At 66.7% G+C, this 23,801-nt stretch carries 21 protein-coding genes and 1 pseudogene; 7 read left to right on the top strand and 15 right to left on the bottom strand.

From position 1 onward, the window contains the following. Position 1: 1 nt before the first annotated feature. From ACN8ZM_RS35125 to ACN8ZM_RS35090, 8 genes are all read right to left on the bottom strand, one after another. On the bottom strand, positions 2-970 hold the full coding sequence (locus ACN8ZM_RS35125) for a hypothetical protein (RefSeq protein ID WP_420212707.1): 969 nt from the start codon (positions 968-970) through the stop codon (positions 2-4). Then, entirely contained in the window at positions 963-1,235 is a 273-nt protein-coding gene (locus ACN8ZM_RS35120; RefSeq protein WP_420212706.1) for a hypothetical protein, read from the bottom strand. Before ACN8ZM_RS35120 ends, ACN8ZM_RS35125 begins: the two co-directional genes overlap by 8 nt. Next, positions 1,232-1,507: a hypothetical protein gene (locus tag ACN8ZM_RS35115; RefSeq protein ID WP_043187789.1), complete on the bottom strand. Its 276-nt coding sequence runs from the start codon at positions 1,505-1,507 to the stop codon at positions 1,232-1,234. The genes ACN8ZM_RS35120 and ACN8ZM_RS35115 overlap by 4 nt, the downstream gene beginning before the upstream one ends. Beyond that, positions 1,507-4,503 (bottom strand): FtsK/SpoIIIE domain-containing protein, encoded by a 2,997-nt coding sequence (locus ACN8ZM_RS35110; RefSeq protein ID WP_420212705.1) that lies wholly within the window; start codon positions 4,501-4,503, stop codon positions 1,507-1,509. Before ACN8ZM_RS35110 ends, ACN8ZM_RS35115 begins: the two co-directional genes overlap by 1 nt. Before the next feature lie 56 nt (positions 4,504-4,559). Continuing rightward, on the bottom strand, positions 4,560-5,381 hold the full coding sequence (locus ACN8ZM_RS35105; RefSeq protein ID WP_043187783.1) for a thioredoxin fold domain-containing protein: 822 nt from the start codon (positions 5,379-5,381) through the stop codon (positions 4,560-4,562). A gap of 162 nt (positions 5,382-5,543) precedes the next feature. Further along, a complete protein-coding gene (locus tag ACN8ZM_RS35100) occupies positions 5,544-6,812 on the bottom strand; it encodes a hypothetical protein (RefSeq protein WP_420212704.1) in 1,269 nt (422 codons plus the stop codon). A 29-nt stretch (positions 6,813-6,841) separates the two neighbouring features. Beyond that, complete coding sequence (locus tag ACN8ZM_RS35095) at positions 6,842-7,525, bottom strand: hypothetical protein (protein WP_226112300.1); 684 nt, start codon at positions 7,523-7,525, stop codon at positions 6,842-6,844. Positions 7,526-7,544: 19 nt separating this feature from the next. Next, on the bottom strand, positions 7,545-9,059 hold the full coding sequence (locus ACN8ZM_RS35090) for a zinc-ribbon domain-containing protein (RefSeq protein ID WP_420212703.1): 1,515 nt from the start codon (positions 9,057-9,059) through the stop codon (positions 7,545-7,547). A 639-nt stretch (positions 9,060-9,698) separates the two neighbouring features. Here ACN8ZM_RS35090 and ACN8ZM_RS35085 point away from each other — a divergent pair. Beyond that, positions 9,699-11,096 (top strand): caspase family protein, encoded by a 1,398-nt coding sequence (locus ACN8ZM_RS35085; protein ID WP_420212702.1) that lies wholly within the window; start codon positions 9,699-9,701, stop codon positions 11,094-11,096. A gap of 21 nt (positions 11,097-11,117) precedes the next feature. On the opposite strand, the gene ACN8ZM_RS35080 is transcribed toward ACN8ZM_RS35085, so the two are convergent. Continuing rightward, positions 11,118-11,471, bottom strand: a complete 354-nt coding sequence (locus ACN8ZM_RS35080) for a helix-turn-helix domain-containing protein (RefSeq protein ID WP_089454409.1) — start codon at positions 11,469-11,471, stop codon at positions 11,118-11,120. A 208-nt stretch (positions 11,472-11,679) separates the two neighbouring features. Here ACN8ZM_RS35080 and ACN8ZM_RS35075 point away from each other — a divergent pair, with 208 nt between their 5' ends. From ACN8ZM_RS35075 to ACN8ZM_RS35060, 4 genes are all read left to right on the top strand, one after another. Further along, complete coding sequence (locus tag ACN8ZM_RS35075) at positions 11,680-12,039, top strand: hypothetical protein (RefSeq protein WP_155292032.1); 360 nt, start codon at positions 11,680-11,682, stop codon at positions 12,037-12,039. Positions 12,040-12,101: 62 nt separating this feature from the next. Continuing rightward, entirely contained in the window at positions 12,102-13,388 is a 1,287-nt protein-coding gene (locus tag ACN8ZM_RS35070; RefSeq protein ID WP_420212701.1) for a hypothetical protein, read from the top strand. Positions 13,389-13,401: 13 nt separating this feature from the next. Beyond that, positions 13,402-13,722, top strand: a complete 321-nt coding sequence (locus ACN8ZM_RS35065) for a hypothetical protein (protein WP_420212700.1) — start codon at positions 13,402-13,404, stop codon at positions 13,720-13,722. A 299-nt stretch (positions 13,723-14,021) separates the two neighbouring features. After that, the gene (locus ACN8ZM_RS35060) at positions 14,022-15,239 is read left to right on the top strand and encodes an acyl-CoA dehydrogenase family protein (RefSeq protein WP_420212699.1); all 1,218 of its coding nucleotides are present in this window, start codon (positions 14,022-14,024) and stop codon (positions 15,237-15,239) included. Positions 15,240-15,278: 39 nt separating this feature from the next. On the opposite strand, the gene ACN8ZM_RS35055 is transcribed toward ACN8ZM_RS35060, so the two are convergent. Both ACN8ZM_RS35055 and ACN8ZM_RS35050 read right to left on the bottom strand, forming a co-directional pair. Then, positions 15,279-16,466 (bottom strand): LLM class flavin-dependent oxidoreductase, encoded by a 1,188-nt coding sequence (locus ACN8ZM_RS35055; RefSeq protein WP_420212698.1) that lies wholly within the window; start codon positions 16,464-16,466, stop codon positions 15,279-15,281. A 392-nt stretch (positions 16,467-16,858) separates the two neighbouring features. Further along, positions 16,859-18,043, bottom strand: a complete 1,185-nt coding sequence (locus ACN8ZM_RS35050) for a porin (RefSeq protein ID WP_175025581.1) — start codon at positions 18,041-18,043, stop codon at positions 16,859-16,861. A gap of 486 nt (positions 18,044-18,529) precedes the next feature. Here ACN8ZM_RS35050 and ACN8ZM_RS35045 point away from each other — a divergent pair, with 486 nt between their 5' ends. Beyond that, the gene (locus tag ACN8ZM_RS35045; RefSeq protein WP_205824296.1) at positions 18,530-18,874 is read left to right on the top strand and encodes a DUF3088 domain-containing protein; all 345 of its coding nucleotides are present in this window, start codon (positions 18,530-18,532) and stop codon (positions 18,872-18,874) included. 50 nt (positions 18,875-18,924) lie between these two features. Next, positions 18,925-19,251: pseudogene (locus ACN8ZM_RS35040) on the top strand (ABC transporter substrate-binding protein); the annotation flags it as partial. A 125-nt stretch (positions 19,252-19,376) separates the two neighbouring features. Here the strand turns inward: ACN8ZM_RS35040 and ACN8ZM_RS35035 are convergent. The 4 genes from ACN8ZM_RS35035 to ACN8ZM_RS35020 all read right to left on the bottom strand — a co-directional run bounded on the left by ACN8ZM_RS35035 (position 19,377) and on the right by ACN8ZM_RS35020 (position 23,671). Beyond that, entirely contained in the window at positions 19,377-19,949 is a 573-nt protein-coding gene (locus ACN8ZM_RS35035) for a hypothetical protein (RefSeq protein WP_007180433.1), read from the bottom strand. A gap of 76 nt (positions 19,950-20,025) precedes the next feature. Continuing rightward, positions 20,026-20,289, bottom strand: a complete 264-nt coding sequence (locus tag ACN8ZM_RS35030) for a hypothetical protein (RefSeq protein WP_007180432.1) — start codon at positions 20,287-20,289, stop codon at positions 20,026-20,028. Then, positions 20,286-20,648 (bottom strand): hypothetical protein, encoded by a 363-nt coding sequence (locus tag ACN8ZM_RS35025; protein ID WP_156903410.1) that lies wholly within the window; start codon positions 20,646-20,648, stop codon positions 20,286-20,288. Before ACN8ZM_RS35025 ends, ACN8ZM_RS35030 begins: the two co-directional genes overlap by 4 nt. Further along, on the bottom strand, positions 20,645-23,671 hold the full coding sequence (locus tag ACN8ZM_RS35020) for a Tn3 family transposase (protein WP_007181927.1): 3,027 nt from the start codon (positions 23,669-23,671) through the stop codon (positions 20,645-20,647). Before ACN8ZM_RS35020 ends, ACN8ZM_RS35025 begins: the two co-directional genes overlap by 4 nt. Between the last annotated feature and the right edge of the window lie 130 nt (positions 23,672-23,801).

Here is a 23,801-nt window from a genome sequence, read left to right as displayed (position 1 = left end):
GTCATGCTCCCAGGCCGGCCGCGAGCTCGCGGAGCTGGCCGGCTTTTTCGTCGAGAAACCGGTCCGCCGCGCCGAGCAGGTCGCCGGATGCCTGCAGCTGCCCATCCAGACGGTGCTCGTGCGCGCGGATGTCGTCGATATCGCGCGTCGCCGCCAGCGCGGTCGGCGCGATTGCGTCGATCAACGCGCGCTGCTCGTCGAGCGCGCGCCGCATGGCATCCGACAGGCCCAGCGCTTCGGTATGCCAGCGCGTCGCGTCGGCACGCATGGCGTCGGCGCGCGTCATCGACAGTTCGGCGGCGACGGCGGCCGCGTTCGCCTGCTCCGCGCACTCGGCCGACACGCGGCAGAGCGCGAGGTTTTCCTCGATCGCGTCGCTGCGGTCCGCGAGCCGGGCCGCGGTGGCGGTTGCGTGTGCGGCTGCGGCGTCGTGGCGGCTCGCGGCCGCGTAATGCGCGGCACGTGCGGCCGCATTCGGGTCGCCCGGCGATTTCGAGTCGTACGAATGCGTGGGCAGCGCGGCGGCGGCGCTGCGTGCCGCGGCCGCCTGCGCGTGGGCGTTGGCCGCGCTGGCCAGCGCGGCGCTGTGCTCGGCCTGCATGCTGGCGAGGCGGTTGCGCCAGTGCGCGGCCTGCGCCCGCGCGGTGGCGAGCGCCGCCTGCGCCGCTGCGACGCCGGCCGTGGTGCGGGCCTGCGCGTCCTCGACGCGCACGCGCAACGCGGCTTCGCCGGTCGTCCGTTCCGTATCGCGCGACGCGGCCTGGGCGACCGCGCGCACATCGTCGTCAAAGCCCGCGTTGCCGTCGGCGATCCGGTCGCGCATTCGCGCGTGGGACGTATGCAACGTGCTGGTGCCTTTCGTGATCCCGTCGCGCGTGCCGTCGATCGAGCCGCGCCATTTGCGCAGGTCGTACAGCAGGTCCTCGATGACGCGCACGAGCAGCGCGGGCCCGAAGCCAGTGTCACTCATGCGATTCGCCCTCGTGCGTGCGCGGCTCGGCCGCCGCGGGGACACTGGCGAGCCACGTCTCCATCGCGCGCAGCCATTCGTCGACCTCGCGGCCCCAGAAATGCGCGGCATGCGCGATCGGTGCGACGCTGTCGTCGGGAATCGTGGACATCATGTGCGCAACCGTACGCGACAGATCGTCCGCGCACCCGCGCAGCCGCGCGATATCGCGCCGGATGCTGGCGTCGGCCACGCGGTGCGGCGTGTCTTCCGATGAGGTCGTCATCCGTTTCCTCCCAGGTAGCGCCGCAGGCGCAGCGCGGTATCGTCGAGCGCATCGGCGAGCCGCTGTTCGCGTTGCCGCAGCGGTCCCGCCGCGGTGTCGCACAGCCGCTGCAGTTGCGGCCGCGACGGGTCGTCCGGCTCCGCCGACGCAAGCGCGCGCGACAGCGCCTGGTCGAGCTCGCGGCGCAGGTGATGCATGACCGATGCCGCGTCGTCGAGCTGACGCCGCGCACGTTCGATCTGCGTGAGCCATTCGGCGATCGGACCGTCCATCACGCGGGTTCCTCCGTGCGATCGAGTGCGAGCGCCGCGGCGAATCCGCCGAGCGCGCCGGACAGGTTTTCACGCGGCGAAACGGCGGGCGCGTCGCCGCTCATGTAGGTCTTGAAGACGGTCGACGTGCCGGCGCCGCGCGCGTGATGCAGGGCCATCACCGGACGATCGCCGGCGCTTTGCAGCGCGTGCGCATCCGGACGGCCCATCAGCTTGAGCGATTCGTCGGCCGACATCTGCATCAGCACCTGATGGCCGAACAGGTCGAGCTGGCGCCGGATGTCGAACACGCGCTCGAACGCGCGCCGCTGTTCGATCGCCATCACGACGTGCAGCCCGACGCGCGGCCCGTTCTGCACGATCTGCGCGAGCACGCGACCCGCGTCGGACGGTTCGAAGCCCCATTGCTCGCTGCGGTTGCTGACGAGTCCCGCCGTGCGCAACGGATCCGGCACGAACAGCAGGCGGGTCGGCTCGCGGTGCTGGCGCTCGCGGTCGAGCGACGCACGGCGCGCGGCTTCGTCGGCCCAGCGCTGCAACAGCGCAAGCGTGCCCGCTTCGTCTTCGCCGCTGTCGAATTCGATGCCGGCCGGCGCGCAAACCGTGTCGCGCAAGGCGCGCCATACCGGCGCGAGGCCGTTGTCGACGACCCCGATGCCGACCTCCGCGCGGCCGCGCGCGGCGAGTGCCGACAGGGCGGTCGCGAGCATCATGCCGGCCCGCGCGTTCGCGTTCTGGCCGACGATCAGCACGTTTTCGTCGTCGGCGCGCCGCAGCGCGAACGCCGCATACGAATGGACATCGAGCGCGCGGCCGAGCCAGACCGGCACCGGACGATCGACCGGATGCCATCCCGGCAGGCCGAAGCCGCCCTGGCGTTCGGGCGTCGCCGCCAGGTGCGCGAGTGCATCGTCGTCGGGCGGGGCGCCGGCCAGCAGCCGCGCGATCGCCGGCGTCTCGAGGAACACCGGCTGCTCGACACCGTCGAGCGTCACGCACACGGCGTCGATGCCGGCCTGCGCGGCCTTTTCGCGCAGCTTGCCGATCAGGTCGTCGCGCGTCGCGCGATCGAGCAGCGCGACCTGCCCCTGGACGTTGTGGCCGGCACGGCCGCTTTCCGCGTTGACGAGCACCTGCCCGGCGGCGGTCAGGCTCTCGATCATCTGCCGGCCTTCGGCGTCGAATTCCGTGATGCCGCCCGTCGAGCCGGCGGTCGCTTTCATCGCGATGCGCAGGTGGATGTTGTTCATGAACTCGCGTGCGCCGATCATCTCGCGCGGCGCGAACTGCTGCGATGCGCAGAACAGGTGAATGCCCGCGCTGCGCCCCTTCGCGGCGAGCTCGATGAGGCGGCGGGAGCCGTCGCCGTCGGGATCCTGCTCGACGACTTCCTGATACTCGTCGATCACGAGCATCAGGCGCGGCAGCGTCTCGTTCGGGAAGCGCTCGCGGAACGCGCGGTAGCCGTCGACGCCGTGCGCACGGAACAGCGCGTTGCGCCGCTCCATTTCCTCGAGGAGATCGACCAGCAGGCTGCGGGACAGGTCCGGCGGCGTATTCAGCGAGATCACGGCCGCATGCGGCAGCGAACGGTACGGCGCGAATTCCACGCCGTTCTTGCCGTCGACCAGGTAGAAGCGCAGCTCGCGAGGCGAATAGCGGCACGCGAGCGTCGTGATCAGGACGTGGAGCAGGGTGGACTTGCCGGCGCCCGAGGTCGCGCTCAGCACGCCGTGGATCGAGAACGACTCGCGGCTCTCGCCGAACATCACGGTCAACGGATCCGACTGGCCGCGGTGGCCGATCTGGGCGCTGACGTGCCACGTGGCGTCTTGGTTCCACCAGCTGTCCGTTGCGCCGATGCCGCTCGCGCTGATGTCGAGCACCGCGCGTTCCGGTTCGAACGCGGCCGCGCGCGACAGCAGGCTTTCGAGCCGCGCGGGCGTCGGCAGCACGTCCGGCGCGCCTTCGCCGATGCGCGCACCGAGCGTCGCGGGCTGCTGGGGCGCCCACAGCGGATACTGGCCGAGGTCGATGTCGCGCGGCATCGGCGCCGTTTCGTCGAAGTGGATCAGGAAGTACGTGCCGTTCGCCATCCCGTTGCGCGCGAAGCGCAGCAGCTTGGCGGCCGTGACCTCGTCGAAGCCGCGCGGGAAGTCGGCCACGCAGACGATCTGCAGCTTCTCGCGCTGCCGCACCGACGGAGCGAGCTGGTCGAACGACGAGACCTTGTGGTCGAGGTACTGGCTGCTGATGCGCCCGAATTCCGCCTCGATCGCGTCGAGCCTGCGATGCAGGTCGCGGGTCTTCTCCGCTTTCGCGAAACTGTTGGCCCACTGGAACGTGTTGCCGCTGTTGTGCGGATCCAGGAACACGAATTCCGCCATCTTCGGCAGCGTCAGGTGGATCCGCAGCGCGAGTGCGCCGAGCAGTTGCAGCATCGCGAGCCGGCTCTCCGGCTTGTCGCTGCGCAGCGTGACGATGCGTTGCCGGCCGATGAACGGCACGAAGGCGGGAATCGTCACGAGGCCGCTCCCGGTGCGCACGCCGATCGTTCCGGCGTACAGGCGGTCCGGCAACGGCCGGCCGGCCGCGTAGGCGGCATGCAGCGCGGCCGGATCGCTGGTGTCCCACGCGGGATCGTCCCAGCCGAGCGTTTCGGCCGCATCGACCGCGGCGGACGCCGCACGCAACGTGTCGAGCAGGGGGCCCGATTCATGCGCGGCGTCGCGGCGCAGGTTCGCACGCTGGATCCGCATCGCGTCGCTCGTCGCGCGCAGCTTCTGCTTGAGCTGTCCGATCCCGGTCTCGATGTCCGTCTGCACGCGCTGCATCACGCCGGCCACGGTCTTCAGGTCGCGCAGCCGCAGGCGCGGGGCGAGCGTGGCCGCCTGCTTGGCGGCGAAATCGAGCTTCTGAACGGTATCGACGTCCTTGAAGCGTGCGACGAGCGCGTCGACTTCCTGGGGTGTCAAGGGAACCGGTTTGTTGGACATGGCGGATTCCGAAGAGGGAGGATGACGGGGCCGGCCTCGCGGGCCGGCCGGGCAAATCACTGGAATACGAGGCCGCGCGCCTTCATGTCCGCGGCCTTGCGCATCGCGGCGTCGACGTCGCCGCGAATCACGGTACCGTCGGCAAACAGGAACGCGGGCGTCGCCGAGCGCGGGAAGAACAGCTGCTTCAGGTCCCACCATGCCGCGCGGTCGAAGCGGCTGCACGGCGCGGTGCTGCCGCGCCCGGTGCGCATCAGCTTGTTCCAGTCCCCGAGCGGATCGTCGGCGCAGGCAAGATGCTCGACGACCGGCATCCGCGTCGGGTCGAGCGTGATCGGCAGGATCGCGAAGCTGTACGGGCTGCTCTCCATCGCGGCCTGGTCGCGCCGGCAATACGGGCAGTCCGGGGCGGCCAGGTAGACGAACACGGGAGCGTCGGCGCCTTGGTGCACCAGCTTGTCGACGGGCATCGAGCGCAACAGTTGCTGGACGAGCGGCGAATCCTGCGCGACGTGCTCCCAGCCCTTCCAGTGCTTCACGTTCGCGACGCGCCATTGCTGGTAGTACGGGTTCGACGTGTCGTCGCCCAACGGCGTCAGCAGCCACGACGCGTCGCTGTCGAAGAACATCACGGGCATGCCGACGAGCGGCGGCGGCGCGCTGCCGGCTTTCGACACGCGGATCGCGTAGATGCCCGGAAAGGCGGAACCGGTGTAGGCCTGGTCGGCCTCGGGGCGCAGCCCGTCGGGATGGCTGAAGCGGCTCGTCGTCGCTTCATAGCGCGCACGCACGTCGGGCGGGATCTGCGCATGGGCCGACAGAAGCGGAAGCGCCGCCAGCGCGGCGGCGAAGAGGGTGAGCAGGGGGCGACGGAACATGGGGTTCTCCGAAAGTGGACGAAGGGGCGCCGGCATGGGTGGCCATGCGAAGCGCGCCGTTCGTCTCTTCATTCGCGTGAGGGTGCAATTTGTTCGCCCGCGATCGAGGCCTGCGGCGAACCCGCCCGGAAGGCGGTACGCCGGCAGGCCGTCACGCGGCGGTCATGCGGAACGGCGCGCACCGCATTCGCCGCAGAACAGGTCGTCGGCGGCCATGGGCTTGTGGCATTGCGCACACGCTGTGGCATCGTCCGCGGCCGGCGACGCCGTACCCGGCGACGTCAGCGGAGCGGCGCCCGCCGCGCCGGCGGCGCTGGCGGTGTGCGCGTCGCGTGCTTTCGCGAGGCGATCGGCGGCGCGCTCGCGTGCCTGTTCGGCATGGCGTTTCGCGTCCGCGACGTGCTGGCTCAGCTTTTCTTCCGTCGCGGAGAAATCGACACCGCTGACCGTCTGCAGGTAGATGAGGCACGTGCCGTTGACGAACGTCAGGAACGGAATCACGAGACCGATCGCGAACAGCAGGCCGTTGCCGAAGCCGTACGCGCCCAGGTAGGCCATGCTGCGGTAGTCGAACCCGCCCATGCCGCCCATGCCGCCCATCCCGCCGAAACCGCTACCCGCGGCATCCGCGCCGAGACCGTAGGCGCCCATGCCGTACGCGCTGGCGTGGCGGCCGAACCCGCCGAGGCCACCCAGGCCGCCCATACCGCCGAGCATGCCCAGCAAGCCGCCCAACGGGCTGGTGCCGGTCGCCGCGGAGATCGACGACGCGATCGCGGCGCCCGTGCCGAGGATGCCGAACACGACCGCCGACAGCACGCCGACGAGCAGCAGCAGCCCGAACATCCTGACGATCACGCCCAGCAGCTGGCGACGGCCGATATGCAGCAGGCGCGCGGCGGTCTGCAGCGTCGTGTTGCCCTGCCAGACGGCGGGGGCGGCGAGCGGATAGCCGACGTACCACATGCCCGCGAAGATCGCGCCCGCGACGATTGCCGCGAGCGGATACGCGATCGCATACAGCAACGGGCCGAGGCCCGGGATCTTGCAGACCAGGAACACGATCAGCAGCGCGAGCAGCAGCAGGATCCAGCCGACGGCGAGCAGCACGCCGATCCCGAGGAGGCGGTGGGCGGTGAACGTCGCCTGCAGCACCGCATCGACGAACCCGACCGATTCACCCTGCGCATCGCGCATCAGCACGATACCGACCGCGGAATAGCCGATGAGCGCGGTGGCGAAGGTCGCGATGACGAACAGCAGGCCGAGCACCGGGCTGTGACGGAGGACCTGGATCGTGAGCATGCCCATCAGCATGCTGGCGACGATCGCGAAAGCGCACATGGCGAGCGCGCGCCAGTTCGTGACCGCCTCGGCGGCGCGCAGCAGGCCGAACTTGCCCGCCTCGGGTGCGTGATCGAGCGTTGACATCGTTGAATCTCCTTGCGAGGACGGGCCGGTCAGTGTGCGGCGGGGGCGTCGAGCAGCGCGACGACGGTGACGCCGTCGACCTGCGCGAGCTGGATGTTCGACTGCCGGATCGTGCCGGGCTTGCCGTTCAGGTAGACCTGGCTCTTGAGCGTGTACGTGCCTTGCGGCGCGCCCGACGGCAGTTTCAGCGTGAAGCTGTTGTCGAATTCGCCGCTGCCCGGCGTGGCGTTGACGACCTTCTCGCCGCGCTTGAACTGCTCCCCAGACGGCGCGTAGACGGTCACGACTTCCTTGACTTCCTGGACGGGCTCGTTGGTACCGGACACCGCGCGAATCTGCGATTCCAGCTTGATCGGATCGCCGGCCTTGACGGCGGAGCGCGGCGTCACGACCGTGTTGTAGGCGTCGATCTTCGCGTACGGCGGCAGGTTGTTGCGATTGCTCGCGCGGTAATCGCGATCGACTTCGGCGGCCGTCTTCGTCTGCCGCGTCGCCACTTCGATCACGGCGCACGCGGCGAGCCCGGCGACCGCGCCACCGATCGCGCCCTTGGTGCCGCCGATCAGCGCACCGACGATCGCGCCGCCGGCGCCGAGCGCCGTACAGCGCAGCACGGATTCGGACGAGATCCCGCCGGCCCCGTTCTGGGAAGCGCAGCCGCTGGCGAGCAAGGTGACCGCGCAGGCCGCGGCGAGGGTTTTCTGGATTGTCATGTCGGTCTTCTCCGGCGCTTTATTCAAGTGTGCTGTTGTTGCGCAAGGCATCCATCTGCCGCGCCTTCGCCTTGTCGATGAGCGTCTTCGCCGGACGATTGCCGGGCTCGAGCGCAAGGACGCTTTCCGCTGTCGCGATGGCCTTGTCGTACTGGCCGCGCGACAGGTCGCCCTGCGCGCGTTTCAGCAGGCCGTCGATCGCGGGCGAGGCCGGCGCCGTTGCGGCGGCCGTGCGGGCGGGCGGCGTCGGGCGTGGCTTGACGTGCGGCGCAGCGGCAACGGCTGCGGGTTCGGACGGCGCGGGTGCGTTGTCCTGCAAGTTTGCAAACGGCGACGTTTGCTGTGCATTCACGGATGCCGGCGGCGCATTCGACGCTGGCGGCGTCGCGGGCACGGCAACCGGCGCCGCATTCGTGACGACGGCCGGCGTCGAGGCGGGTGCGGTCGCGCTGGCGGCGAGCGCGGCTGCGTTGATCGCGGCCGCATTGATCGGTGCGGATGCCGGCGCGTCGGTCGAAGCCGTCGCACTAACCGCGCTGGCGGCGAGGGAACCCGATGCCGCGAGATTCGAGGCGGCGTCGGCCGTCACGGCCGGAATCGCGGACGCGGCGGCAGGTTCGGGGGCGGCCGGGGTGCTCGCATGGCGGCCATGCCACCAGAATGCGCCGCCTGCGCAGGCGACGACGAGTGCGACACCGGCCGCGATGATCTTGGGCGTGGCCGACGTGTCGCGGTTCGTCGGGGCGGCCGGCGGGACCGGTTGCGGTGCCGCGCCGGATGCCGGTCGCTCGGGTTGCGCGGACGCGGGCAGCACGATCGTTTCCTCGACCACGGAGACGGGAGGAGCGGATTCACCGGCGTGCGTGACGGCGATATCGGGCACGTCCGCAGCCGATGCCGGCGGAACGTCGACATCCGGTACGTCGTGGGATACGTCGTGACGCTCGACAGCCGCTTCGGCCATCGCTGCTGTGGTCACACTCGCGGGCTGCGGATCCGCGACGGCCGGCGTCGCATGCGACGTGCCGGTTGCAGCGCCGCGATCGTCTGCCTCGGTCGTACGCGCCGCGGGCGCCGCAGGTTCGGGCGATGACACCGGCGCGCTCACCTGGCTCGATGCCGTTTCGGCGATGTCAGTGACGGGGGGCGCGTCATCCACGGCGACATCCGCGTCTGCGGGTTCGACGACGGGCGCCACGTGCGTGCCGGACACCTCGGCGGCGCCGTGCGGAATCTCGCGTGCCGTTTCGGCAGCGACCTGTCCGGACGGCTGAACCGGTTCAGGTGCCCGTACCGGCTCGACGGGCGGTGCGGGCAACTCGACGTCGATCACGTCGACGTCGTTCGACGACGCGACCGGCGTCCCGCACTTGTTGCAGAAACGCTGGTTCGGCGTCAGTTCGGTGTGGCAGCGCCGGCAGGGCGGGACGGCGGCCTCGATCCGGGGCTGAGCGGCTGCGACGGGGGTGCCGCATTTGATGCAGAACTTCAGGCCGTCCGGCAGTTCGCTCTCGCAGTGCGTACATTGCGTCATAAATAAGTAATCCTCTTCTTTTCGTCGATCGGCATGACGACGCCGCGCGGGTATGCGCATGCTGGTCCGAATCACGGCGTCGCGCTGCACCGGCCGCTCGTCACGCAAATGAACGGCGCGGCGCGCTTAGCGCGGAATATCAGTCGTGATTGGGTCGGTAAGGAGAAGAGGAGGTCTCGTCGACACGAATGGACGCGTACGACGTAACGAATCTGGATGCCCCGGATTTGAATGGCGAATTCACGCTTTCCCCGCTTTAGTCGTCAGTTTTAAACTGACAAACTGCTTTCATTATTTCGATTGCTAATACTAATGGTCTTCTGGAGCGGATACTACACTGAAATTATGAAGTTTCGCCATCCGCAAATTATGTTATCGAACATCTCATCGCACGCGAATACGGGCCGGATTTGCCGTCCGGTTGGCATGCGGCCGCACTGAAATCCTTCATTCGGCCAGGCGGCGCCCCACTCGGTGTGCCGCAGCTGGATTGCTCTGGCCGGTCATGCTGGTTTCAACCAGACCGATCGACATTGCATTGTGCAATTGCCGTATTCTTCGGCCGGAATGACGTTGGTCAACCGGTGCCGTTCCGATATTCGGAATGACGCTCCAAAACAACAACGGGGAAACGTGCGGATGTTTTTCTTGCGATCGGGCCGCGCATGCGCGTGCGTTGCCGTTCTGGTGGTTGCATCGTTGCAGTCCCGGGCCGGATGGGCCGGCGCAACGATCGACGGGGGCCGCGCGACCGGGGCGAAAGTCGCGCTCGTGATCGGCAATGCCGCCTATGACGGCACCGACCGGCTGGGTTCGCCGGCCAACGACGCGGCGCTGATCGGCCGGACCTTCACGCAGCTTGGATTCGAGACGCGGATCGGCACCGACCTGACCCGCGACGAGTTCAACGCGTCGGTCGACTGGCTTGCCACGCGCGCGCGCGGCGCACAGGTCGCGATTTTCTACTACGCGGGCCATGGCTTTGAATCCGGCGGCGACAATTTTCTCGTGCCGGTCAAGACCGGCATCCCGATCGCGGCGATGACGCGTGCCACGCTGCTGCAACGGGGCATCCGGTTCAACGCGGTGCGCGCGCAGGTGAAGGCGTCGCGGCCCGACGCGTTCGTCGCGCTGATCGACGCGTGCCGCGTGCCGTCCCGCGGCCGTGCCGGCCAGTCGCTCAAGCGCGATCCGGCGGCGCGCGGCGAGCTGATCGCGTATTCGACCGCCGACCAGGCCGCAGCCTACGATTCGATGCGGACGTTCGGTCAGCCGGTCGACAACGGGCCGTTCGCGTACTACCTGTCGACCTATCTTGCCGCGCCCGGCGCGACGCTCAAGCAGGCGCTCGAGCATACGCAGCAACAGGTCAGCGACGTGACCCAAGGACAGCAACGGCCGTGGATCGCCAGCGGCCTGATCGGCGACCTGACGATCGCGCAGCCGGGAACCGCGGCCGCGCGGCCCGCCGTTGCGCCGTCGGCGCAGCGCGGCGCGGTGCGCGGGACCGGCGGGGAGCCGGTGTGGCCGGCCGCAACCGCACCCGGATCCGCGGCCGCGCGCGCCGAAACGGATGCCCAGCAGCAGCGGGAGGACTCGTGGACCGACGCGGAGCACCGGATCGAAGCCGCCGCGCAGCACGCGGACGGTGCGTCGATCCGCGCGTTGCGGGCACGCTCGAATGACGCGGCCGCGTTGACCACGCTCGGCAGGATCGCCGAGGGCGGATTCGGCACGCGCCGCGATCCGCGCGCGGCACTCGCGTATTACCGGCGTGCGGCGCAGATGAATTACCCGATCGCGCAGACGCTTCTCGGCGAAACCTATTTCGAGGGCAAGCTGGTCGCGCGCGACTACGGCGAAGCCGGGAAATGGCTGGCGCGTGCGGCGGCGCAGGACGTCGTGCGCGCCAAGCTCGATCTCGCGCAGTTGCGGGCGGCGCGCGGGCAGGGCAGCGACGCGCAGAACTGGTCGGATGCGCTGAACCTGATGCTGCGGGATGCCGGCCATCGCGCCGGGCGCTCCCCGGCGCAATAGCACTGCCGGCGCGGCGCGTGGTCAGTCGCGATGCCGCCGCAGGCGTTGTGCAAACGTTTCCACCCATTCGACCAGCATCTGCCGGTCGCGCGGTGCCAATTCGCGCAGGTTGCGCATGATCGTCAACGTCTGATCGTCGATTCTCGGCGACGCCCCCGTCAGCAATTCCTCGGTCGCGCAGCCAAACAGCGCCGCGAATTCGGCGAGGCGCACGATGGTCGGAATCGACGTGCCACGCTCGATCCGCGCGATCGCCTCCCGCCCGAGCGACAACTGCTCGGCCACCTGTTCCTGGGTCAGGCCGGCTTCCACCCGTTTGCGGGCAATCGCGCGCCCGACGCACTCCGCCAGGGCCTGTGCTTCTTCTTGGTCCATGTGCTCACCTCATGACACGACCTGAATAGTCGCATTGCTACTTGTTGACAGACAGGTCTCAATAAGTTTCAATGCAACCCAAAAGGTAGTGTCGTGGCATTCAACGCGACGTCGTCGGTTGGGCGCGACACGAAAAAAAAGTGCTCATCGACCGAACAAATGCCGTGGCGATCCGAATAGACAGGCAAGACGCCCGAACGGAGCGTCGATGCCGCATGCATTCGACGAGTGCGTGCGAATCGGACGAGTCACTGACAGGCTGCGACCATCCATGGAATCCAGGGCACTGCAATTCATCATGAAGTCCGTTCCGCGCGAATTTCATTCGGATACCAACATATTCATCGGCGGATGCTTCATCTGTCTTGCCTGGCCGCGCATTGAGATCAGCGACGGCCAGACCAAGGTCGTACTGGATTGCCCGACGAACCAGGGCATGTTTTCCCGCGACGACACGGCCCTGATTCCGTTTCTGCGGCGCTTCCCGGAGCTCTGCGCGCGGCTGGTCGACGCGCATCCGCTGCTGCGCGCGCGTTTTCGCGCGTTCGATGCCGGCTCGCCGGCCTGAGCGGCGCGTCGGCATCGACCTGTCCATTGAGTCCGTCCATTTGTCACCTTCCCATTAAAACCATGAAATCTTCCAAACTTCTCGTGTTCGGCATCAGCGCCAGCGTATCGATCCTGCTCGCCGCTTGCGGCGGCGGCGGCGACTCGGGCAGCCCGGCGGCCACCACCAGCCCCGGCGGGACGAACGGGTCGGGCGCCACCAGCGCGGCCGTGACGCCGCTCGCGTCCGGTTCGAGCTATGTCGGCACGGTCGGATTCGGCGACACGATCCGCATCGACGTCGATCGGCCGGCTGCCGGCCAGTTGACGCTGACGTTCGTCAACTCGCAATTCGGCCTGGCCGGCCAGGTGATCGGCACCTACCGGACCGCGGGCAACGGACAGTTCGTGGTGTCGAACCTGGCTGCGGGCCCGGGCGTGACGCTGTCTCCCGATCAGATCGCCGCGTTGTCGCTGTCGCTTTCGCTGACGAAGGACGACAACGGTGCGGGCCTGTTGAGCGGTTCGTTGTCCAACGTGCCGAACCTGCTCGGCGGCGGCGGCCTGCTGCAGGGGCAACTCGCGCTGACGAACAACGGTGTGACCGATGTCGCGTCGCTGGCCGGCGCGTACAGCTTCGTGTCGCTGGCCGGGGATCGCCGCCAGGACGGCGTGCCGGTCGGCACGCAGGAGCCGGAGGCCGGGCAGGTTCGGATCAACGCGGACGGCAGTGCCCGCTTCTGCTTCGGCAAGCCGTATGCCGATACCTGCACGAACCTGGACACGGATACCGGGGCGGCGCTCGTCGATACCGCGACGTTCGTGCCGGATCCGGACCAGGCGACCTATCCCGGCGCGTTCGACATGATGGTGGGCGGGAAAATCAACGGCCGTGCCTTCGTCACGCGGCAGGGCGGCAACGTGACGTTGCTGGTCGACCGCTTCGGCACGTCGCCCGAGGGCACGCCGCGTACCGGCTCGATGGTGCTCACGACGACGCGCACGCTCGCGAGTGGCGCCTATGACGGCCAGTGGGTGTGTGTCGAGCCCGACACCACCGTCGGTAACCGGCTGACGGGCAAGGCCGACGTGGTCCAGTCGACGATCAGCGGCACGCAGATGGTGAGCCCGGACGGCCAGACGAAGACCCCGCTCTACTTCAACGCGGCGTTCGACCTCGATACCGCCGCGCGTACCCAGAGCGACCCGATCGTCGCCCAGGGGATCGACGGGCTGATCGCCGCCCAGATCCAGCTCGCGAAGGAAAAGGAAACGACGGTGCTGCTGCCGGTCAACAATTCGACGATGTACTGGCTGGATGAGCCGAACGGCTCCGGCTTCTTCGTGATGGGGCTGTGCAGCAAGCAGTAACGCGGCAGGGCACGTGGTCGCGGGTGCCGTGATTGCCGGGAGGCCCGGGCGGGCGCGTCTGCGCGACGTGTTCGCCCGGTCTGCAACGGGTATTCTCGAGCGCGTTGACGCCGACGCGGCCACCGTGCTGGAAACCCTGGACGGCGGCTGGTACGCGATGCACGGCATGCTGACCACATCGAGCCCGACCCATCCGATCTCGATCTCGGCCAATGCCATCCGGCCGCCCGCCGTCAAAGCCAATGTGGCCCGCACCCGGCCGTGTGCGAAGGCGTCGGCCGCGCGAGCGTGGAGGTCGTGCCGCCGATACGTATCCGCGACGAGCATGGGCTGATCGACATCCGGTATCCGGAAGACGCGATGCACGTACCCGCCCCGTCGACGGCGTCGCGACAGCCGCGATCGGCCCGGTTCGTATTCGACACGCGCGACCGCGCAGCGCCAGCGCCGGCGCATCCCACCATGACGCGACGGTGCACGACCATTCCCGGCACACGCATAACAAAAGCTGAAATCGGTTTTTCGCGCGCGCCGGGCGCGTCCCTATACTTTGCGATGCTGCGCATGCGGCGGTTCGCGAATGCCGCGATCGCGCGGCGCAGCGCCCGATCTTCTCGAACAAGGACCTGCCGAATGACTGCCCGTGATGCCGTCGATCCGCGCGCCGCGTTGCGCGACGCGCTCGCCGCGCTGCCCGATCTCGCGAATGCGATCGGGCAGGATGCCGCGCCACGCGAGGCGCGGCGCGAGCTGCCGTTCGAGGGTTTCGCGATCTTCCGCCGCTCGGCGCTGGGCGTGCTGCGGATTCCGGTCGCACGCGGCGGCCTCGGCGGCACGCTCGTCGATCTGTTCGACACGATTGCGACGCTGGCCGCCGCCGATTCGAATCTCGCGCACGCGCTGCGGATCCATTACGACCAGACCGAGACGCTGCGGCTGTCGCCGCGCACGCCGTTCAACGACGTGCAGCTCGAACGCGCGCGGGCCGGCGCGATCTTCGGCGGCGCGTCGACCGAGCGCGGCACGTCGCGGCCCGGCGAGAACACCGCCGTGCTGCGCCGGGACGGCGATCACTATCGCGTGACGGGCCGCAAATACTATTCGACCGGCACCGCGTTTGCCGACTTCGCACGCATCAACGTGGAAAACGAACAGGGCGACGCAGTCGCCGTGATCATTCCCGTCGCGCGCGACGGCGTGCAGGTGCTCGACGACTGGGACGGCATGGGCCAGCGCATGACCGCGAGCGGCAGCCTGCTGCTCGACGACGTGCAGGTGTTCGCGGACGAAGTGGCCGCGCGCGACGGCTCGACGCTCGTCGGACGCCATTGTGGCGCGCTGCGGCAACTGCATCTCGTCGCGACCGGCGCGGGCATCGTGCGCAACGTGGTTGCCGATGCGCGTCGCTACGTGCTCGCGCACGGCCGCCCGGCGCTGCACAGCCCGGCGCCGACCGCGCGCGACGATCATTTCATCCAGCAGGTCGTCGGCGAGCTGTCCGCGCACAGCCACGCGATCAACGGCCTCGTCCGCGAAAACGCGCGGGCGCTCGACCGCTCCGCCGACGCGATCGAAGCCGGCGATGCCGATGCGCACGCGCTGGTGCTCGACTGTGCGCTCGCGACGGCACGCACGCAGCTCATCGTCAGCAAGCTTGCGCTGCATGCGGCGGAGCGGCTGTTCGAAGTCGGCGGCGCATCGGCGACGGCGCGCGAACACAACCTCGACCGGCACTGGCGCAACCTGCGCACGATCTTCAGTCACAACCCGCTGCTGCACAAGGCGCGCGTGATCGGCGACTACGAGCTGAACGGCGTGACGACGCACCTGACGGAAGGCCGGGTGTTCTGACCTGGCCGTGCCGGTGCGCGCTGCATCCCCTTCCTGACGTCAGCGCCGCAGGCCGGCGTCGCGCAGCAGCGGCAGCACGCGCTCGCCGAAGAAGTCGAGATCGGGCTTGAAGTCGTAGAAGCTCAACTGGACGCCGTCGATGCCTGCGCGGTGCAGTCGCACGATGGTATCGGCGACTTCGTCCGGCGAGCCCGTGATCGAGATGTTGCCGCCGATTGCACGCGCGGCGGCCTGCGCGCGCTGTTCGAAGCCGCCGCGCCACGCGTGCGCGTCGCTGTCGAAGCGGTGGAAGCTGCCTTCGTCAGCATGCGCGACGATCGCGTCGCGGTACGCGCGCGCTTCGGCCGCCGTCTCGCGGCAGATCACGAGCGGGTTGAGCAGCGTGCGGATCGTCCGGCCGCGCGCCGCGGCGGCCGCCTTCACGCGTGCGGTATGCGCGGGCAGCGCATCGAGCGCGCGTTCGGCGTCGGGGCCGGCCGGGCTCGTGACGAACACGATGTCCGAATAGCGTGCCGCGAAGTCGATGCCCGCATCGGAGCCCGTCGCGTTGATCAGCAGCGGGCGGCCATGGCACGGCTTCGGCGTCACGAATGCACCGCCCAGCCGCCAGCTCGACAGCACGGGCGTGTAGCTGAAATTGTCCGGTTGCGCCCACAACTGCTGGACCGCATCGAGAAACTCGGCGGCCATGTCGTAGCGCCGGTCGTGCTCGATCCGGTTCCAGCCGAACATCTCGTGCTCGACCGCGCGGTGGCCGGTCACGACGTTGATGCCCCAGCGCCCGCGCGAGATGTGATCGAGCGTCGCGGTGAATTTCGCGAAATGCAGCGGATGCCACGGCCCGTAGAGCACGTGGCTCGTCGCGACCAGGATGATCCGTTCGGTACGCGCGGTCAGCGCGGCCAGCGTCATGAACGAGTCGAGCGCGTGGCCGTCGAACACGCCGCCGTAGCCGCCTTTCGGCAGCCACTGCGACAGCGCGAACACGAGATCGAAGCCGAGCGCCTCCGCGCGCGCAACCAGGTCGGCGTTGTAGTCGAACGTCCAGTCGGTCGTGCGCGGCAGCGTCGACGCGCTCCAGCCGCCGGCCTGGATCGGCAGGAACAGCCCGAGCATCAGCGGCTGCGCGAGGACGCGCGACACCGGGCTATCGGGGAAATCCGCCGGCGAGCGAACGTCGACGAACGGCGTCGGCGCGACCGGCGTGGCGAGGGAGGTGACGCTCATGAGGGCTTCCTTGCGGGTTGGCTATGCACCGGACGACAACGGCGGGCGCTGCGACGGATCGCGTCGCGTTCGTTCGGCCCCGGTACGCCGTAGGGTGGCGCGGGCGCGCACGTCCACCTCGGCACGTCGAGTAGATAGAGCAGGGCGGGCGGCTGGCTCGCGAGCGCGCCGCCGGCAGGCAGCATCGCTGCCGCCCATTCGCTGCCGAGCCGGCGTAGTACCGCCCGCCGGTTGCTGAGCGGTGCGCGGAGAGGAAAACAAGCGTCGATCATGGTCAAACGCGTATCGCCCGCGGGGAAACGCCCATTCTCGACAACCGGGCACGGCGCGGCAAACAACGATTCCCGCTTTGCTTATCGCATCCTGCTGCGCCGTGCCCGATGCGCATACCGTCAGAACTTCACGCGCAGCCCGCTGACGAGCGCGACCTGGCGGTTGGTCGACGACGCGCTGCCGATGTTCGAGATCGCAGCGATCGTGCGATAACCGCCCGCCGTTGCCGTGCTCGGATCGCCGGCCGCGAGCTGGTAAATGCCTGACAGGTAGAGGTCGGTGCGCTTCGACAACGCATAGTCGAAACCCAGCGTGAACTGGTGCCAGCGCGGCTTCAGCGTCTGGCCGCCGGTGCCCGGCAAGCCGCTCGCGCGCCCGTCGGTGAACGTATAGACGCCGATCAGCGTGGCCGCCGGCGTGATCTGGTAACGCGCGTTCACGTCGTAGTTGTTGAACTTGCGCGACGAGCCGTCGAGATAGTCGAGCTGCGTGTGGCTCCACGCGAAGCCGAGCGTCGCCCGGCCGAGCGCGTAGTTCGCGCCCACCACGCCGATCTGCTGCTTGCGCACGCCGCCGTTCAGCCCGTAGAAGAACGCGCCACTGTAGTCGTTGCCGGTGGTCGAGGTCGCGCCGCCCACGGCGCCGCTGGTATTCGACGTCGAGTTCGGATGATTGAAGCGCACATAGCCGGCGCCCACCGACAACGGGCCGTTCACGTAGTTCGCCGACGCGCCCCACGCGTTGTTGTTCGAGAACCCGGTGCCCGCGCCGCCGTTGGCCTGGTTGCTGAACGCATAGAGCAGGTCGGCCGTGAAGCCGGCGATCGTGTCGCTGCGGAACTTCACCGCGTTGTTGAGCCGGAAGCTCTGGTTCATGTTGTCGTTGTCGCCCACGTGCGTGGCCGGCGACCAGAAGCCGGACCCCGAGTACTGCGCGACCAGGTCGGTGATCGGCTCGTACTGGCGGCCGAAGGTCAGCGTGCCGATGCCCGACTTGGCCAGCCCCACGTACGCGGAGCGGCCGAACAGGCGGCCGCCCTGGCCGAGCCCGCCGTCGCTCGGCCGGAAGCCGCTTTCGAGCGTGAAGACCGCCTTCAGGCCGCCGCCGAGATCTTCCACGCCTTTCAGGCCCCAGCGGCTGCCGCTCAGCTTGCCGCTCGTCTGCTGGATGTTGCTCGCGCCGCCCTGGTTGTTCGTATAAGCGAAACCGGCATCGACGACGCCGTACAACGTGACCGAACTCTGCGCCTGCGCGCTGACCGAAGCGATCGATACCAAACCCAGGACTACCGATTTTTTGATCATGACTATCCTCTGTTTTTATGGGTACGTCTGCGAGGATCACGATGCTATGGATGACGGTCGCGCCGGCGAACGGCCGATCCGTGGTTTGTAAATCGCGGCGCGGCCGATTTGTAATGTGCGTTGCCGCTAGCCCGGCATGGGCGTCGCGATTGCGTCCGGTACCCCTGCTGCAGCGACCGCATCGCGCGAACGGCGAACGTCGAGCGCCGGAAACGCGCGGGCGTCGTCATATCGATCGGTGAAATGGTTCGATATCCGCAATACATCTGGACCGGCACACGATGTTTTTATGCAACGCACGCTGTGCGGCGAGGAGCCGATGCGCTACGTGCATCCGCATATCGATTCCGCAAAACGTTGGTAGGGCCGTGCGACGGGTAACGGTAGAGTCGGGCATCCGGCCTCGGGCCGGCATGCTCCGGGAACAGAAGGGTGCGCAAGCGCGCGTTCGTCCCGGCTGAACAACGAACACGGGAGCCGTTTCACATGAGTCGCGATGTGCTGTTTTTGCTGGAGCCGGGCTTTGCCGATCCGAAGCATCCGGGCCAACGCTTCGTCTGTCCGCATGGGCTGTCGATCGAGGGGCTGCTCGCGAGCGCGCCGGATCGCGCAGGCCGCATCGACGTGCAACGCGTCGGCTTCGAGCGGCCGCGGCACGCGGTGATCGACGCGCTCGACGATGCGCACCAGGGGTTGCCGGTCCTCGTGCTCGGCCGCGATCTGCCGGCACCGGACGACGCACAGGCGCTCGGCGACGTGCACTTCGTCACCGACGCGCGCCGCATCCTCGAGCTGCTGGCCGAGCGCCACGGATTTCCAGCGCTGCATTGACGCGGCGTTTTTCACGTCCCATTCGATCGACCGACAAACAGGAGTATCCGATGTCGTCCATTTCGGCGGCACGCCGCCGTTTGCTGCTGGCCGGCACCGCGGTCGTGGCGGCCCCGTTCGCCGCGAGGGCCGCGTTCGCGGCGGCCGCCGTCACCCCCGACCTCGCCGGCACCACGTTGCGCGTCGCGACCTACAAGGGCGGCTGGCGTGCGCTGCTGCAGGCGGCCGGGCTGGCCGACACGCCATACCGGATCGACTGGCGCGAGCTGAACAACGGCGTGCTGCACATCGAGGCACTCAATGCGGATGCGCTCGACATCGGTTCGGGCAGCGAAATTCCGGCCGTGTTCGCTGCGCGCCAGAAAGGGGATCTACGCCGGAACCCCAGAAAATTCCGTCGTTCCACATTGTGAACATTAATCGGCTTATTCCAGCCGAAGAATGTTGGAGCGACGTCCGGTGAGTGACATGACGGTCTCGGTCACACGGACCATCAGGACCGTTACGCGGGGCCCAGTTCGATTACATTGTGGGACAGGTCGAGACAATCTTCGCAGTCCCGGCAAACCCAGTGCAGCATCGGCCCGACCGGATCTGGATGGTCGCTGAACGTTGTCAGCGCCGCGTCGTACTGAGCATCGGACGTGCTCGAGCGCAGTATCCGCTCGAGATTAGACTCGATGCTGTCCAGGCTGCATTCACCGATGCCGGACTTGAACACCGTCACACCGCCTGACGGGTTGACCGCGAAGAAGAAAAACGCCTTCGTGTCGACCATGTGCGACAGGATTGTCCTGGCGATGAAGTTGCTCGGATTGATCAGCGCATTGAAGATGCGGTAGCCGTAAAACTCTAAGCCGAAGTGTACGACCTCGAAGTCGTCGGTGCCGCGTATCGAGTGGCCAAAGTTGAAACCGCTGCGTGTTACGTCGTTCGGAATGTCATCCACCGGCCGCAGTGCCAGGCAAGCATAGTGCGTCTGGCCCTCGGCCACGAGTCCCATCGCAAAGCAGGGCGCGCGCTCGGCCAGCAAGGCCTCGACAAAATTCCGGTTCATGCGGAGCGTTGGCAGCATCGGGCATCCTTCATCGTGAATCAAATCAACATTTGCCGACCTGGCTGTGCGGTGCGTCGACGTCGAACATCAAAGGCTATACATCGTCGAGCTCGAACAGCGCGCGATCGGCGGGCCGCGACAGATAATCGTCCATCATCGCGCGGAAATCGGCTTCATCCCACTCGCCGCGATCGACACGCCGCAGCAACGCCTCGCCGGCCAGCATGATCTTTCGCTCGCGATCCGCGCGCGTTTGCTTGACCTGCTGGCGCTGCGCCTTAGCTGCCGCTTTGCGGGCTGTTTTCAGCTCCTGCAGCTTTTCGTCTGTCGCATCGAGACGACGTTTCAGCATGTTCATTCTGGCGTCCTGTTCGAAGAAGCGGTTTGCGCGGGAAACCGGCGCGCCGGCGTGCGCCGGTTCGTTACATTCGCGCCGTACTGTCGCGCCCAGGTGCGTACCGAGGGAGCGATATCGACTAACGTCGGCGGCATGTTCGGCAACACATCCATCGTCCAGCCACCCAGCCGCTTTGGCGCAATATACGCCGGTCGCCAGCTGCCGTCGGCCAGGATATCGATCACGAACAGCGACGTGCCGACGCTCAGTCGCCAGGTGTTGACCACGGCTGGGGGTAAAGGATTACCTGGTTGTGGCATCGTATTCCACCGTAACAGGAATAAGGGATTCCAAGCCAGAACCGCCGAAAATTCGATCACTCCAATTCGAGCCCTGCAATGAGCGCGTCCAGGTCGATTTTGTTGTCGCTTTGAAAAGTGTAGTGCCCGTTCAAAAGGATATGCCGCCAGGCTGCCGGTGATATCTGCGTAAGCCGCGCCAGCGCCTTGGCGTTGCCACTGGCCTCCCATTTCGTCAGTAGATGCGACAGAATCGCCGAGTTGTAAAAAATGATGACGTTGGCGATCAGCCGGGCGCACTGGTTGCTGATCTCGATTTCGATGTCGGTGCGGCCGGTCAATTCCTTCTTGCCGCCGACCTGGGCGATGGTCGAACGAAGCTGATGGTAAGACTCGAGGCGGTTTTGGGAGCGATGCACGTTTCGCTCGAGCTGCGGGTCGCGCAGGTAACGCAACGTGTAGATGGTACGAATGAGCTTATCGAACTCAAAAATCGCGCGACGTGTCGGGTTTTCCTGCGAGTACGTACATAGTTTGCGGATCAGCGAGCCCTGCGTGATCTCTTTGAGGCCCAGCGTGGCGACGATCTGATCGATATTTGTCTTCTCACTGGTGATGAGCTGCCGATCGATTTGTCCGATCGGCTGAATCAGGCATTTCTCGTACAGCGCCGGGTCGTCGATACAATACAATTCCTGCAACTGGTCATCGAGGTTTGTGAAGCGAGGCTCGAAGCGCAACCCGAACCAATACAGGATAGCGAAGTTGGCTTTGTTGATGCTGTGCATGTCGCCGGTGATCGCAGTCGGCACTATATCCGACGTGTTGCGATACCAGATGTCGAACACGTGATGCGCCTCGTACTCGTGCGCGCCGATTAGGTAGCCGTTCAACGGGACATGATTGCACAGCAGCGTGTAGGCGACGACGCCTTTGCCTCGTCCGAAGTATTTGCGCGAGTAACGCGCCTTCACGGTCGGTCGCTCGACGCCGAATTTCTGCCCATCGACGGCGCTGTACAGCGCATCGAGATCGAACGAGTAGTACGGGAAGATCGGCAGCGCGGCGATGGCGTTGCTGATGCAGTCGTTGGCCGCATGCAGCGTCGCCTGACGCAGATACTGCTGGTAGGTGCTATCCAGAACGTGGTACGGAATGTCGCTGGTGCGCGCCATGACATGGTTGCCATGGTTCATTGCCTGAGCGATGATAACCGCCATCAGGCTATCGGCGTCCGCTACCTTCTTCGCGTAGCGCGGCTGCAATGGCGTCAGCGCCGACAGGAACTGGCACTGGCCGTTGACGAAGCGGAACACGTCGGCAACATCGCAGAATGGCAGTTGCTCGTAGAATGCCTGCTCACGCACCTTCTGGTTCTCGGTTTTCGGTTTGCGCCAAATCAGCTTCTGCGTATCCTTGTCGTATTCCAGGTGCGTAAGCTTGCCCTGTTTCAGCTCTCGGTTGAAGGCCAGCCATTGTGCATGCAACTCGGCCGCTAACGCATCGAGTTGGGCATCGATTGGCTGCTGCAGGAACGGGATCTCCATCTGCGCCAGCGCGTCGGCCTTCTCGTTCATCGAAACAAGCTCGTCGGAGAAGTGACGATGTTGCAGACTGTCGTCGAGATAGATCTCTCCCGACTGGAAGCGCTTCCGGATCTGGCGGTACAACCAGAATTCGTAGCGATCGGCGTGCAAACCGGTCGGCTGACCATCAGCGCCGAAGATCAGCAGGTACGGTCGCAGGCGCTTCGGCAGCGTGGCCGCGGGACATTCGGCGAGCGGTCGTTGTGACAGGCGCTGCTGTTTGGCGAAGGCCCCCTTGACCCAAGCCAGCGCCGCGAGCCACGGGTTGTCTGGGGAGGTGCCGACGAAGTCGAGCTCGACGTACAAGGGGCGCAGGTGACGGCGAATACGTTTGGCTAGGCCGTCCACCGCCAACCAGTGTAGTGCCAGTTGACTCAGCGGCTTGACCGTCATGCGTTGCGCCGTGTTTTGTAGCACATCTTTGGCCATGATTTTATAGGCGCGCTGACGCACCTCGCCGAACGGCGTCGGATCGGCTACGCTGTCGTCCACATAGAGCGACAACAGGCGGCCGATCTGCGGCGTTTCCCGATGGCGTTTTACTTGCTCGGCGATGAGTGACTGTTTCGCGCCCGCGCTGCTTTCTTCCTCGAGCTGCTTCATGTGGAAGGCCATCGCATCGACCAGGTTGTCGGTGAGCTGTCGGAAGCGCACCCAGGCGTAACACAGCAGGTAGAGCTGCGCCTGATCCGCCTTCAGGTTGCGCAGGTCGTGGACGGTATAGAAGTTCGCCAGGCTTGCGTAGTACAGCACGTTCTGCTGCGAGATATCCAGCCGGGGCAGCAGCGTCCTGGCGATTTCGTGCAACGGCTGCAGCGTGCCGCGCTTTTCGCGTTCGCGGACCATCTGACGCCAGCCGAAATTCTTGGCATCCTGTTTCAGCGCCGCCAGTTTCGACAGAGTATCATCGCGCACCAGAAGTTGGTCTAGCGCGGTTTGGGTCAATTCGTCCAATACGCCGGTGAGCAGGTCGCCCAGCCGCCGACGTTCGACGGACAGGGCTTCGCTGACTAGCTCTTGCAAGGTCGTGTAGCCGGGCCGGATCATCTTGTGCTCATTGAGCCACACGATGAGCTCGGCGGCGACGAATCCCGGTGTCACGTCGCGACGTACGATCTGCGCGGCCTGCTGCATGAGTTGCGGCAGGAAGGCGGCCACCCACGGTCGATAGCCGTACAGTTCAGCGATCTGTTCGCGCTGGGCGTAGTACTCGTGCCGGGTGATCGGCTTGCGTTCGAACGGCTCGCCGTGGAAATAGCGGCTCAACACGAAATCGTAATCGTCCTCAACCTCGTCCCAATCGAAGCGGAAGAAGGCGTGCTTGGACTTGAAGTAGCCAATCTGCAAGATGCAATAGACCTGCGCGGGTATGGAGGGCCGGCTACTGGCGAGCGCCAGTTCGGATTCGGTCAATGCCAGGTATTCCAGCCGCTGCGCATCGTCGAAATCAGGCAGGCCATACAGGGCTTCCTGTTCGGCGTCGGAAAAGACGCTGAGCAGCTTATTCTTGTTGATCATCGACCATCCTCTCCACGCAACGTCAGATCCTTCAATTTTGTGATATCACGACATGGGGTACGACAGAAATATTGAACTCCCGCATTCTACAGAGATAAGCTTTATTATCTCTGTGGCATTGTTTCCATAT

This window comes from Burkholderia aenigmatica (assembly GCF_048627025.1).
Classification (GTDB): domain Bacteria; phylum Pseudomonadota; class Gammaproteobacteria; order Burkholderiales; family Burkholderiaceae; genus Burkholderia; species Burkholderia aenigmatica.
This window is presented reverse-complemented; position numbering and strand designations above follow the sequence as displayed.

Coding starts and splice junctions, on each gene's coding strand:
- ACN8ZM_RS35125 (WP_420212707.1), bottom strand. CDS start 970: ATGAGTGACACTGGCTTCGGGCCCGCGCTGCTCGTGCGCGTCATCGAG.
- ACN8ZM_RS35120 (WP_420212706.1), bottom strand. CDS start 1,235: ATGACGACCTCATCGGAAGACACGCCGCACCGCGTGGCCGACGCCAGC.
- ACN8ZM_RS35115 (WP_043187789.1), bottom strand. CDS start 1,507: ATGGACGGTCCGATCGCCGAATGGCTCACGCAGATCGAACGTGCGCGG.
- ACN8ZM_RS35110 (WP_420212705.1), bottom strand. CDS start 4,503: ATGTCCAACAAACCGGTTCCCTTGACACCCCAGGAAGTCGACGCGCTC.
- ACN8ZM_RS35105 (WP_043187783.1), bottom strand. CDS start 5,381: ATGTTCCGTCGCCCCCTGCTCACCCTCTTCGCCGCCGCGCTGGCGGCG.
- ACN8ZM_RS35100 (WP_420212704.1), bottom strand. CDS start 6,812: ATGTCAACGCTCGATCACGCACCCGAGGCGGGCAAGTTCGGCCTGCTG.
- ACN8ZM_RS35095 (WP_226112300.1), bottom strand. CDS start 7,525: ATGACAATCCAGAAAACCCTCGCCGCGGCCTGCGCGGTCACCTTGCTC.
- ACN8ZM_RS35090 (WP_420212703.1), bottom strand. CDS start 9,059: ATGACGCAATGTACGCACTGCGAGAGCGAACTGCCGGACGGCCTGAAG.
- ACN8ZM_RS35085 (WP_420212702.1), top strand. CDS start 9,699: ATGTTTTTCTTGCGATCGGGCCGCGCATGCGCGTGCGTTGCCGTTCTG.
- ACN8ZM_RS35080 (WP_089454409.1), bottom strand. CDS start 11,471: ATGGACCAAGAAGAAGCACAGGCCCTGGCGGAGTGCGTCGGGCGCGCG.
- ACN8ZM_RS35075 (WP_155292032.1), top strand. CDS start 11,680: ATGCCGCATGCATTCGACGAGTGCGTGCGAATCGGACGAGTCACTGAC.
- ACN8ZM_RS35070 (WP_420212701.1), top strand. CDS start 12,102: ATGAAATCTTCCAAACTTCTCGTGTTCGGCATCAGCGCCAGCGTATCG.
- ACN8ZM_RS35060 (WP_420212699.1), top strand. CDS start 14,022: ATGACTGCCCGTGATGCCGTCGATCCGCGCGCCGCGTTGCGCGACGCG.
- ACN8ZM_RS35055 (WP_420212698.1), bottom strand. CDS start 16,466: ATGAGCGTCACCTCCCTCGCCACGCCGGTCGCGCCGACGCCGTTCGTC.
- ACN8ZM_RS35050 (WP_175025581.1), bottom strand. CDS start 18,043: ATGATCAAAAAATCGGTAGTCCTGGGTTTGGTATCGATCGCTTCGGTC.
- ACN8ZM_RS35045 (WP_205824296.1), top strand. CDS start 18,530: ATGAGTCGCGATGTGCTGTTTTTGCTGGAGCCGGGCTTTGCCGATCCG.
- ACN8ZM_RS35035 (WP_007180433.1), bottom strand. CDS start 19,949: ATGCTGCCAACGCTCCGCATGAACCGGAATTTTGTCGAGGCCTTGCTG.
- ACN8ZM_RS35030 (WP_007180432.1), bottom strand. CDS start 20,289: ATGAACATGCTGAAACGTCGTCTCGATGCGACAGACGAAAAGCTGCAG.
- ACN8ZM_RS35020 (WP_007181927.1), bottom strand. CDS start 23,671: ATGATCAACAAGAATAAGCTGCTCAGCGTCTTTTCCGACGCCGAACAG.